Origin of the sequence: Oceanisphaera arctica (genome assembly GCF_002936955.1) — a bacterium.
GTDB lineage: Bacteria > Pseudomonadota > Gammaproteobacteria > Enterobacterales > Aeromonadaceae > Oceanimonas > Oceanimonas arctica.
Genome location: NZ_MPZM01000059.1, coordinates 1 through 11,746, shown reverse-complemented (window position 1 = coordinate 11,746; position 11,746 = coordinate 1). Strand labels below are relative to the sequence as shown.

Annotated in this window: 9 protein-coding genes, 1 pseudogene and 1 CRISPR repeat array; of the genes and pseudogenes, 6 read left to right on the top strand and 4 right to left on the bottom strand. The window is 59.9% G+C overall.

The genetic code is table 11. The features are described 5' to 3' along the window. The 3 genes and pseudogenes from UN63_RS15540 to UN63_RS15530 form a co-directional block, all read right to left on the bottom strand. A partial coding sequence (locus UN63_RS15540) for an ATP-binding cassette domain-containing protein (RefSeq protein ID WP_146084762.1) occupies nt 1-282 on the bottom strand: 282 nt, incomplete at its 3' end. After that, nucleotides 275-1,275 (bottom strand): annotated as a pseudogene (btuC, locus tag UN63_RS15535) (vitamin B12 ABC transporter permease BtuC). The gene UN63_RS15540 and the pseudogene btuC, both read right to left, overlap by 8 nt. A gap of 28 nt (nt 1,276-1,303) precedes the next feature. Further along, nucleotides 1,304-2,083, bottom strand: a complete 780-nt coding sequence (locus UN63_RS15530; protein WP_104488288.1) for a TSUP family transporter — start codon at nt 2,081-2,083, stop codon at nt 1,304-1,306. A gap of 264 nt (nt 2,084-2,347) precedes the next feature. On the opposite strand from UN63_RS15530, the gene msrA reads away from it, so the two are divergent. Continuing rightward, nucleotides 2,348-2,962 (top strand): peptide-methionine (S)-S-oxide reductase MsrA, encoded by a 615-nt coding sequence (gene msrA, locus UN63_RS15525; protein ID WP_104488285.1) that lies wholly within the window; start codon nt 2,348-2,350, stop codon nt 2,960-2,962. Nucleotides 2,963-2,964: 2 nt separating this feature from the next. Continuing rightward, complete coding sequence (gene msrB / locus UN63_RS15520) at nt 2,965-3,435, top strand: peptide-methionine (R)-S-oxide reductase MsrB (RefSeq protein WP_104488282.1); 471 nt, start codon at nt 2,965-2,967, stop codon at nt 3,433-3,435. A 218-nt stretch (nt 3,436-3,653) separates the two neighbouring features. Here msrB and UN63_RS15515 read toward each other — a convergent pair whose 3' ends face one another. Then, nucleotides 3,654-5,117 (bottom strand): RimK family protein, encoded by a 1,464-nt coding sequence (locus UN63_RS15515; protein WP_104488280.1) that lies wholly within the window; start codon nt 5,115-5,117, stop codon nt 3,654-3,656. A 138-nt stretch (nt 5,118-5,255) separates the two neighbouring features. Here UN63_RS15515 and rimI point away from each other — a divergent pair, with 138 nt between their 5' ends. The 4 genes from rimI to UN63_RS15495 all read left to right on the top strand — a co-directional run bounded on the left by rimI (nt 5,256) and on the right by UN63_RS15495 (nt 10,641). Then, nucleotides 5,256-6,362 carry a ribosomal protein S18-alanine N-acetyltransferase gene (rimI, locus tag UN63_RS15510; protein ID WP_104488278.1) on the top strand — a complete coding sequence of 369 codons (1,107 nt, stop codon included), beginning with the start codon at nt 5,256-5,258 and terminating at the stop codon, nt 6,360-6,362. 173 nt (nt 6,363-6,535) lie between these two features. After that, complete coding sequence (locus UN63_RS15505) at nt 6,536-7,027, top strand: hypothetical protein (RefSeq protein WP_104488276.1); 492 nt, start codon at nt 6,536-6,538, stop codon at nt 7,025-7,027. A gap of 351 nt (nt 7,028-7,378) precedes the next feature. Then, complete coding sequence (locus tag UN63_RS15500) at nt 7,379-9,292, top strand: PhoX family protein (protein ID WP_104488274.1); 1,914 nt, start codon at nt 7,379-7,381, stop codon at nt 9,290-9,292. A gap of 299 nt (nt 9,293-9,591) precedes the next feature. Beyond that, complete coding sequence (locus tag UN63_RS15495; protein ID WP_104488272.1) at nt 9,592-10,641, top strand: NADP(H)-dependent aldo-keto reductase; 1,050 nt, start codon at nt 9,592-9,594, stop codon at nt 10,639-10,641. A 114-nt stretch (nt 10,642-10,755) separates the two neighbouring features. Next, nucleotides 10,756-11,744: direct repeats of the CRISPR family, unit length 28 nt; unit sequence TTTCTAAGCCGCCTGGGTGGCGGTGAAC. Between the last annotated feature and the right edge of the window lie 2 nt (nt 11,745-11,746).

The following is an 11,746-nucleotide window of genomic DNA, read 5'->3' as shown; positions in this document are numbered from 1 at the left end:
CGCCAGCAATTCGTAACCGCGCAGGCCGTAGGGCAATACCGCCTGCTGAGCCAGCATGGCTCTGTGTCGGGCCAGCTCATGCAGGCTGAAGCCGGACAAGGCCTTGCCGTCCAGCCGTACCTGTCCCTTGCCGTCGCTGTCACTCAGGCCCGCCGCCCCGGCCAGCAGGCTGGACTTGCCGCTGCCATTGGGGCCGATCAGCAAAGTTAGCCTGCCCGCCAGCAATTCACCGCTGACGGGTCCTACCCGCCGGGCCTGGATAAAGTTCTCAAATTCAAGCATGACGACGTACCAGCAACCAGATGAACACAGGAGCGCCCAGCGTGGCGGTAACGGCACCGATGGGCAGCTCGCCCACCGTGAGCGCCGTGCGCGCCGCCACATCGGCAAGCGTCAGCACCAGGCCCCCGGCCAGCATAGAGGCAGGCAACAGGAAGCGCTGCTTGCCTCCGGCCAGCAGGCGCAGCAGGTGCGGTACCACCAGGCCGACAAAACCGATGGGCCCGGCCATGGCCACGCTGAAGGCGGTAAGCAGACACACCGCCAGCACCAGCCGGGGCTGTAACCAGCGCACATTCAGCCCCAGCAGCCGGGCCTGATTTTCACCCAGCGCCAGCACGTCGAGCCGCCTGCCCTGTCGCACCAGCCAGATCAGGGTCACCAACGCCGGCAGCCACCACCACAACGACAGCGGCTGACTGTGGCCCAGGCTGCCCATCATCCAGAACAGAAAGCTGCGCAGCGAGGCATCGTCGGCCAGATACAGTAGCCAGGTCAGCACCGCGTTGGCGAGAATGCCTACCGCCACCCCGAACAACAGCAGCGCCCCGGCCCCAACCGTCGGCGGGCCAGCGCCAGCAGCAACAGGGTAACCAGCAGGGCGCCGACAAAGGCGGCCAGCGACAAACTCCAGTACGGCAGTGACAGCCCCAGATGCACCGACAACGACAGGGTCAACACCGCCGCCAGACTGGCCCCGCTCGAAATACCAATCAGCCCCGGCTCGGCCAGGGGATTGTGCAGCAACACCTGCAACACGGCTCCGCACAAGGCCAGGCTGGCGCCCACCAGCACCGCCAGCAGGGTGCGCGGCAGGCGCAGATGCCAGAACACCTGCTGCTCCAGCTTGGAAACCGGCTGCCACAAGGCTTCAATGCCCACTCCCACGGCTCCCAGCTGCAGGCTGAGCAACATGACCGTCACCAGCGCCAGCCCCAGCCCCACCAGCCAGTAGCGGTATTTACGTTGTTGTTGTTGTAAGAGTGTCGCCAGCATCATCCTGTTCCGTTATCCAACTGTTCCGTTATCCAGCCCAGGCAAACCAGGCCGGATACTGCTGCCACAGCAGGCGAACCGACATCACCAGCGACACCGTCACCAGCATGGGTTTGATAATCCGAGTGCCTCGGGTGACCACCATTTTGGAGCCCAGCCGGGCGCCGATAAACTGGCCCAGCGCCATCGACAGGCCCGCCACCCAGGCTACCTGACCGCCGAGAATAAAGAACAGCAGCGAGGCGATATTGGAGGTGAAGTTGAGCAACTTGGTGTGGGCCGTGGCCCTGGCCATGCTGAAACCGGCCAGGGCGATAAAGCCCAGCGCGAAGAAAGAGCCGGTGCCGGGGCCGAAGAAGCCGTCGTAAAAGCCGACACCGGTGCCGATCAGCAGGGCGAAGGGAATAATACCCAGACGACAGCTTCGGTCTTGATCCCCTACCCGGGGTGAAAACAGAAAATACAGCGCAAAGGCCGCCAGCAGAAAGGGCAGTACCTTTTGCAGTATGGAGGCATCGATACGCTGCACCAGCAGGGTGCCGAACATGCTGCCGATAAAAGTACAGACCACCGCCCACTTCATGGTGCGCCAGTCAATCAGCCCTCGGCGCAGGTAATAAAAGGTGGCAGAAAAAGAGCCGAAGCAGCTTTGCAGCTTGTTGGTGGCCAGCGCCACCGTCGGCGGCATGCCGGTGGCCAGCAGCGCCGGCACCGTGATCAGACCGCCACCACCGGCAATGGCATCGATAAAGCCCGCCAACAACGCCGCCAGTGCCAGCAACCCCAGGGTGAGCAGATCAAGTTCCATGATGATTCCGAAAGTCAGCACAAAGGCGCATAGACTAGCAGGATGACAAAAGCAGCAACAGCAAAACCCTCTGTCTGACAGTGCTTTAGCCATATGAATGAAGGGGTTGGCTCGGCTTCTGTTCGCCACACCCTGTTTTTTGCCCGGTCTGGCGCAATATCCACCAATTGGATTCTTGTGAATCCCAGCTGGACATTCAAGGTCGTTTAGACTGGCTGTTGGCTGTGGTAACGTAGCCTTATTACCCACGAGGAGAAATGTGTGATGACGGATTCTGTACTGAGCCTGCTACCCAGCGACTTTCCCGATGCCGACGACAGTGCCTTCCTGAACACAGGCGTGCGCCGGCTGGTGCTGGCCGGCGGCTGTTTCTGGTGCACCGAAGCGGTGTATCGCCAGCTGAACGGGGTACTGAACGTGGTATCCGGTTATACGGGTGGCACCAAAGACACCGCCAACTACGATGCGGTATGCAGCAAGAACACCGACCATGCGGAAGTCATTTCCATCGAGTTCGACAGCGCCCTTATCGGCCCCGCCACCCTGCTGAAGGTGTTTTTCGGCATCGCCCACGACCCCACCCAGCTTAACCGACAGGGCAACGATCTTGGCCGTCAGTATCGCTCCGCGGTGTTTTACCAGGATGACGCAGAACGTCAGCTGGCCGCCGACTATATTGCCCAGCTGGAGCAAAATGGCGTGTTCCGGGCGCCCATCGTCACCACCCTAGAACCGTTAACGGTATTTTATCCGGCAGAAACCTATCATCAGAACTATGCGGCTGCCAATCCCAACCAGCCCTACATCGCCGCCGTTGCCCAGCCCAAGGTGGCCAAGGTGCAGCATTTCTTCAAACATCAGCTGAAAAAGGAGCTGTAATCATGGCACAAACTCCCAGTCCCTATGATCTGAGCCCACCCACCGACGAGCAGTTGCAACAGCTTGCCGGGCAGCTCAGTGAGGATGAGAAACGGATTTTGCTGAGTCAGGGTACGGAAGCACCCTTCTGCGGCGGCCTGCTCGATAACCACCAGGAAGGCAGCTATGTGTGCAAGCTGTGCGCGCTACCACTGTTCTCTTCAGCCTGCAAGTTCGAGTCCGGCTCCGGCTGGCCCAGCTTTTATGCGCCCTACCATCCGGATCATATTCTCGAATTGGTGGATATGGGCCATGGCATGCGCCGGGTCGAAATTCGCTGTCGCCGCTGCGACGGCCACATGGGCCATGTGTTTCCGGACGGCCCCGCCCCCACCGGCTTGCGCTATTGCCTGAACTCGGCCTCGCTCAACTTCTGTGCCGACGGAGAACCCAAGCCGGACCCCCTGCGCCGCGGCGAGCGCGATTTTTTGTAATCGTGTGCAGTACCCCTCCCCAGCCCTCCCCTTGCGTTGCACCCCGCTGTTACTCTGAAAATGTCGAGGTCAAGGGGAGGGAGCAAACCGGTGCCATATTCAAAGTTCGGCGACGCGCTGATTTTGCCCCTCCCCCTTGGCAGCGGAGTTACAGGCATGACAACGAGTCTTCGCCAGGGGGAGGCTGGGAGGGGGTGTCGGGAGGGAGCATAAACGCCTCAGTTCGCCTCGAATCTCCGCACGAAGTCTTCTATCACCATGTCGTAGAGCTTGTCCTTGAGGAACAGGTCTTCCACTCCGTGGTCGATGTTCGGGTTGTCGTTCACCTCTATCACCGCCACCCGGCCCTTGCCTTCCTTGATGTCTACGCCGTAAAGACCATCGCCGATGGGCTTGACCGCCTTGAGCGCAGCGCTGATCACAGCCTTGGGCGCCTCGAAAGTGGGCAGGGTCACGAAACTGCCGGAGTCCGCTTCCTTGCCACCGCCGTTGTGGCGGTAGATCTGCCAGTGGCCTTTTACCATAAAGTACTTGCAGGCGAAGATAGGCTGGTGGTTGAGCACGCCGATGCGCCAGTCGAACTCGGTAAAGAAATACTCCTGCGCCAGCACCAGTGCCGACGCATTGCGCAGTATGGCCAGTGTCTCTATCAGTGCGGCCCTGTCCGCCACCTTGTATATGCCACGAGAAAAGGCGCCATCCGGAATCTTGAGCACCAGCGGATAGCCCATCTCCTGCTCCAGCCAGCCCACCGCTTCTTTCTCTTTCGGGTTCACCATCAACGTCTTGGGTGTAGGCACCCCGTGCTTGGTGAAGCTCTCGGCTAGAAACACTTTGTTGGCGCAGCGCAGAATAGACGTCGGTGAGTCGATCACCACCAGCCCTTCGTGCTCGGCCTTCTGGGCGAAGCGAAAGGTATGATGATCGATGGCGGTGGTTTCCCGGATAAAGAGGCCGTCGTATTCCGCCAGCCGCTGATAATCCTTGCGGGTGACAAGCTCCACATTCACCCCGGCCCGCTCACCGGCCTTAACGAAACGTTGGAGCGCCTTGGGGTCGGAAGGCGGCAACTCTTCGTCCGGATTGACCAGCATCGCCAGATCGTAACGGTAACGCCTGGTGGCCTTGGGCTTGCGCCAGATGATACGGGAGTAGGCTTCCAGCGCCTCTGCGAAACGGTCTTCTTCCTCGCCCTGCAGCTCCCGGGGCGACAGGGTCGCCAGTCCGGTCAGCTCCCAGCGCGAACGCTTCTTGAAGGTCAGCTCCAGCACCGGGCAAGGCAGCCGTTCGAACAGCTCCCGGCACAGCGGCTCCAGCCCCGGCTCGGTCACCTGGCCGAAGTAGCTTTTCAGCTTGATCTGTTTCACCTCGTCATCGGTAACCAGTGCCGACAGCGTGTCGGCCACCCCATCGAAACCGAAGGCGAACAGCCCCTTGTTACGCAGGTTGTTGAGCGTGGCTACCGAGGGAATAACATGCTGACCCCGAGCTTCCGCCAGCAGCGAGCAGTAATAGCCATTCGACAGATACTTGCTGTTTTTACACAGGTTGATCACCCGGGTGCGGGGCGCGTTTTTTGCCGGTGGCTGCTTGAGATAGGTCTGAAAGTCGACCAGGTTTTCGCTGGGAAAATACGGCTCCCAGGCGCTGAGTTCATCCACCACCAGGATAAGTTGGGTCATGTGATAATCCGTTAGGGTTGCAGCCGTGATATGAGGTTCACTCTATACGCAAATTACCGTAAACACAGTGAAATTTTCTCGCGGCCAATATCAAATTATCGTATGTTGAGAGCTTCCGTAACACCCTGTCGGTGACCTATGTCCGCCCCCCTCGTCCGCCCCGTCCTCAAGTCCGAACTGAACGAACTGGTAGCGCTTGAAGAACGCTGTTTCAGCCAGGACAGGATCAGCCGACGCAGCTTTCAGCGCTTTATCGAACACCCGCAAGACAAGCTGCTGGTAGCCGAGCAAAACCAGCAACTGCTGGGCTATATTCTGGTGCTGTTTCGCCGCAATACCCGGCTGGCGCGGGTGTATTCCATCGCCGTGGCGCCGGACGCCCGAGGCCTGGGGCTGGGCCAGGCGCTGATGAACGCCGCCGAAACCTGCGCCCAGGAGCAGGGCGCCGTATTCATGCGCCTGGAGGTGCGGGCCGATAACGTGTCGGCGCAAAACCTCTATCAGCGGCTGGGTTACCGCCAGTTCGGGATCTACCACGACTATTACGAAGATCATCAAATTGCCCTGCGCTACCAGAAGCGGGTGCATCACTATCATCCGCTCAGCGGCAGCAAAGAAGTGCCCTACTACCGCCAGACCACTGAGTTTACCTGTGGCCCGGCCTCACTGATGATGGCAGTGAGCGCCCTCAACCCGGATTACCGGCCGGAAATAGATGAAGAGCTGCAACTGTGGCGTGAAGCCACCACCATTTTCATGACCAGCGGGCACGGCGGCTGCGGCCCCCACGGCCTGGCGCTGGCCGCCCACAGACGCGGCTTCAGGGTGTCGCTGACCCTTAACCAGACAGGGCCGCTGTTTGTGAACGGCGTACGCACCGCCGACAAGAAGCAGATACTGGAGCGGGTGCATCAGCAATTTCTGGCCCAGATGGACGCGCTGAATATTGAGCCGGAATATGGCCACTTTACTCTGGCGCAGTTGGAGCAGGGCCTGAGCCGGGGCGGACTGCCGCTGGTACTGATCAGCACCTATCATCTGGACGGTCGCAAGGCGCCTCACTGGGTGCTGGTGTGCGCCATCGACAAGGAATTCGTCTATATCCACGACCCGGATATCGACGAAGCCGCCGGCGAAAGCCCGGTCGACAAACAGTATCTGCCGATAGAACGCAGCCATTTCGACCGTCTGGCCCGCTACGGTCAGCAGGGTTTACGTACCCTTGTCTGGCTGTTCAGGGACTAAAAAACAGATCAACGGTCAAAATCTGTCGGTCACGGCAGGTCGCTGGCAACCACATAAAAACAAAAACCGTTAACTAACAGCCATTTACATAAAAACCGCACGATAAGGCTCAAACTCACCCCATCCGATATCGCTTCCCTTACTCGCAATCCTTTGTATAGTCAGGCCAAGTTATGAACAGTCTGAGAGAGAGTCTGTATGTTGAAAAAACAATTATCGCCCTTGGCTTGCTGCCGCTGATGTTTGCTGCCACCCCGGCCCTGGCCGGTGAAACCCTCAGCACCGTTCTTGGCGGGGGTGCCGGTGGCGCCGCCGGTGCCTTGCTGGGTAAACAGATGGGCGGTGATACCGGTGCCTTGGTGGGTGCTGCCCTGGGTGGTGCCGCCGGTGGCGCGGCCACCGCCAACAGAGGCAACAAGAACGAAGCCGCACTGGGCGGTGCCGTGGGTGCCCTGGGTGGCGCGGCGCTGGGCAAGAACCTGGCCGGTGACACAGGCCAGCTGATTGGCGCCGGCATCGGCGGCGGTGCCGGCTCGGCTCTGGGCGCCAAATCCGGCGACGGCCACCGTCAAGAAGTGCATCACTATCATCACGACAAGCGTTACAATAAGCACAAACATAAACACAAGCACAAACATCACCACGATCATGACTGGGACGATTGATTCCCCGAGATCTGAAAAGGCCCGCCATGCAGCGGGCCTTTTCGTTTATACCAATCAGATATTGAGTCGAAGTGCCAGAGGCAACACCGGCAACTCTGCTGCATCAAGGAGGACAAAGGGATCTGCTCCGCCGACCATCACATGACAAGGACGTCATGTGCTGAGCGTCATAGGGATATGCTCGAAGCGGGTCGTCGGAGCGGGCCCTTTGTTCGGGGTTGATATGACAATCAATCTATTCGATTGTCACCTTGCCGTCATCTCCTTGTTATCAAACTGCCATTATTGGCCGCTAGCCTAAGCTGCATTCATAAAGTGGTCGTAACCCCATGTGAGCAAAGGATAAGTAAAATGAGCCAGTTTGAACTGAAGGATGAACAGAACCACCCCCGCACTCAGGTGCCCGAGTTTACCCAGATAGTTGAACAGAGCCTGAGCCGCCGTCGCTTTTTGGGCGGTGCCGCCGCCCTGGGCGCAGTGGCCTTCTTCAGCGCCTCGCCGCTTTCCCGCGCCATGGCCGCCGCCACCGGTCGCAGCCCGCTGCTGGGATTTGACGCCGTGCCCGCCAGCACCGCCGACGCCTTTGTGGTGCCGCCCGGCTACAAGGCCGAGCGCCTTATCTCCTGGGGCGACCCGCTGTTTTCCAACGTGGCCGACTTCATCAACGGCGGCGGCAACAGCGCCGCCGATCAACTCGGCCAGTTTGGCGACAACAACGACGGCATGAGTTTCTTTCCGGTAGACGACAGCACCGCCATTCTGGCCATCAACAACGAATACTGTAACTACGAGCTGATGTTTCCCCACCAGGGCAAGCAGATGACGGCCGCGGATGTGAAAAAAGCCCAGGCCGCCCAGGGCGTGTCGGTGCTCACCCTCAAGAAAACCGCCGACGGCTGGCGTTTTGCAAAAGACGGCAAATATAACCGCCGCATCCACGCCAATACCCCCATGGCCATCGGCGGCCCGGCCAAAGGCCATGCGCTGCTGCAGACCAGCGCCGACCCCAGGGGTGAGCGCGCCCTCGGCACCTTCAACAACTGCGCCAACGGCATGACCCCCTGGGGCACCTATCTCACCTGCGAAGAAAACGTCAACGGCTACTTTGGCAGCACGGGCCAGGCCGAAATCACCCCGGCCCAGGCCCGTTACGGTATCGGTACCGAGGATGCCGGCTGGCAATGGCACCCGTTTGACGAACGCTTCGATCTGGCCAAGTACCCCAATGAATGCAACCGTTTCGGCTGGGTGGTGGAAATCGACCCGAAAGACCCCTCCTCTACCCCGATCAAACGCACGGCCCTCGGCCGCTTCAAGCACGAAAACGCCGAGCTGGTGATCGATAAAGACGGCCATGTGGTGGTGTATCTGGGCGACGACGAGCGCGGCGAACACCTGTATCGCTTCGTGAGCGACGGCAAGTTCAACCCCGGCAACCCTGATGCCAACCGTGACCTGCTGGACAAGGGCACCCTGTATGTGGCCCGCTTTAATGCCGCCGCAAATAATGGCGAACTCAAGGGCAAGGGCGAATGGCTGGAGCTGACCTTCGGCAAAAACGGCCTGACGCCGGAAAACGGCTTCAACAGCCAGGCCGAAGTGCTTATCCACGCCCGCCTGGCAGCCACCCAGGTTGGCGCCACCACCATGGACAGACCCGAGTGGGTAGCCGCCCATCCCACCGAGCCGGTGGTGTTCTGCACCCTGACCAATAACAAGAACCGGGGCGTAAAAAACAACCAGCCGGTGGACGGCCCCAACCCCCGCGCCGAAAACCATTACGGCCAAATCCTGCGCTGGCAGCCAGCCAATGGCCGCCACACCGCCGCCGATTTCGACTGGGATCTGTTTCTGCTGGCCGGCAACCCGACCGTGCACCAGAACAGCCTTTATGCGGGCTCGGCCAACATCAATGCCGACAACATGTTCAACAGCCCGGACGGCATCGGCTTCGACAAGGCCGGACGACTATGGATACAGACCGACGGCAACTATTCCAACCAGGGGGACTTTGCCGGCCAGGGCAATAACCAGATGCTGTGCGCCGACCCGGCCACCGGCGAAGTACGCCGCTTTCTCACCGGCCCCATCGCCTGCGAGATCACCGGCCTCACCTTCAGCCCGGATCAGAAAACCCTGTTTGTGGGCGTGCAGCACCCGGGCGAAGATCTGGCCGGCTCCCACTTTCCGCTCGGTGGCGACAGCACGCCCCGCTCCAGCGTCATGATGATCACCCGCAAAGACGGCGGCATCATCGGCGCCTGATTAACTTCAGGGACTCGGGAATAGGGATTGGGGATTGGGGAATAGGGAATAGGGAGTAGGGAGTAGGGACTCGGACATTGTAGGCCGGGGGTTCCCCGGGCTACAAAATACCGTCACTCCGGCGAAGGCCGGAGTCCATCTCACAAACATCATCACACCAACAGGCACCACTCAGCGTCTGCAATCAGCACCACTTACAGCTTACGGCTGACAGCTCCCCGAAGGGGCATCGTGATCTTTCACAACCTTTGCTGGTATGCTGTTTTTTCAAAAACACGCAGCCAACTGTGGGGAGCACAATGCAATACAGAAAACTGGGCAACACCGATATCGACGTGAGCCTGATTGGCCTGGGCACCATGACCTGGGGAGAGCAAAATACCGAGGCCGAGGCCCACGCCCAGCTGGACATGGCGCTGGAGCACGGCATCAACCTGATCGACACCGCCGAGATGTATCCCATCCCGCCCCGCGAGCACACCCGGGGCGACACCGAAACCATAATTGGCAACTGGCTCAACGCCCGCGGCAAGCGCGACGACCTGATCCTGGCCACCAAGGCGGTAGGCCCATCACGCAATCCGGTGCGGCCTTCCTACTTTCGCAACGGCAAGGCCTGCCTGGACAGGACCAACCTGATTGAAGCGGTCAACGACAGCCTGCGCCGACTCAAAACCGACTACATCGACCTCTATCAGCTGCACTGGCCGGACCGCAGCGCCAACTACTTTGGCAAGCTGGGCATGGACAGGCTGGAGCAGGAAGAAACGGTGCCGATAGAAGAAACCCTGCGCGCGCTGGAAGAGCTGGTGAAAAGCGGAAAAATTCGCCAGATTGGCGTGTCCAACGAAACGCCCTGGGGCCTGCACCAGTACCTGACACTGGCCGAGCAGGCCGGCCTGCCGCGCATCGTCAGCATCCAGAACCCCTACAACCTGCTCAACCGCAGCTATGAAGTGGGCCTGGCCGAATTCAGCCTGCGCGAGCAAGTGGGCCTGCTGGCGTATTCTCCGCTGGCCTTCGGCATGCTGACCGGCAAATATGAAAACAACGCCCGCCCCGCCGGCGCCCGTCTGACCCTGTACAACCGTTTTCAGCGCTACCTCAACCCCCGCGCCCAACAGGCAAGCGCCGCCTACGTGGCCCTGGCCCGGGAGCACAACATCAGCCCGGCACAGCTGGCCCAGGCTTTTGTAAACAGCCGCCCCTTCGTGACCAGTAACCTGATTGGTGCCACCAACCTGACCCAGCTGAAAGAGAACATCGACAGCGTGAACCTCACACTAAGCCCGGAACTGCTGGAGGCCATAGAAGAGCTGCACCTGCAGATGCCGAACCCGGCGGTGTAACTAAATAAAGCGAAAGTCGTAAGCTTGAGCTGTCAGTTAAAAACCAACACCGAGCCCGGTAGCGGCCACTTCAGTCGGCCGGTGTTGCGCAGCAACACATGGGCCTTCTGGGGTTTTCTAAGCCGCCTGGGTGGCGGTGAACGAGCGGTTTGCTGGGGTTGACCCCCGGGTGACTTTCTAAGCCGCCTAGGTGGCGGTGAACTGGAAATCCGTTCACTGCCGGTAAATGTTGTTTTTCTAAGCCGCCTGGGTGGCGGTGAACTTTGGGGTCGTTCATGGTCAGGGCGTACTGTATTTCTAAGCCGCCTGGGTGGCGGTGAACTTAAAGCTCTGATAATTTCAGAGCTTTTATATTTTCTAAGCCGCCTGGGTGGCGGTGAACTTGTCGCCATCACGAAACACTACAATGTGCCCTTTCTAAGCCGCCTGGGTGGCGGTGAACTGCCGTCAGGATTAGTCGTAACCGTTGTGGTTTTTCTAAGCCGCCTGGGTGGCGGTGAACTATACGCCCGCCGTCAATGGGCCGGGGAAACCTTTCTAAGCCGCCTGGGTGGCGGTGAACACCGGCAAGGACTATTTCTACTGGGCCCGGCCTTTCTAAGCCGCCTGGGTGGCGGTGAACCAGCGGGAGATTTTCGATTACCTGGAGGCCATTTTCTAAGCCGCCTGGGTGGCGGTGAACGAGACGGGCAAAGAGTATGGGTTAATCGTCACCTTTCTAAGCCGCCTGGGTGGCGGTGAACGGCAAGACCCCGACACACGCACCAGCCAGAGCTTTCTAAGCCGCCTGGGTGGCGGTGAACACCCTTGCATACGTCGCCCCGGGCAATGGTGATTTCTAAGCCGCCTGGGTGGCGGTGAACACCCTTGCATACGTCGCCCCGGGCAATGGTGATTTCTAAGCCGCCTGGGTGGCGGTGAACGCTGTCTTTGCTCATGGGGTTTCCTTGTGAAGTTTCTAAGCCGCCTGGGTGGCGGTGAACGGCAAGCCCTCTCCCGCTCACATTCACACCTTTTTCTAAGCCGCCTGGGTGGCGGTGAACTCGGAGCCAAGAGCCTAAACATCACAGTAGTGTTTCTAAGCCGCCTGGGTGGCGGTGAACCC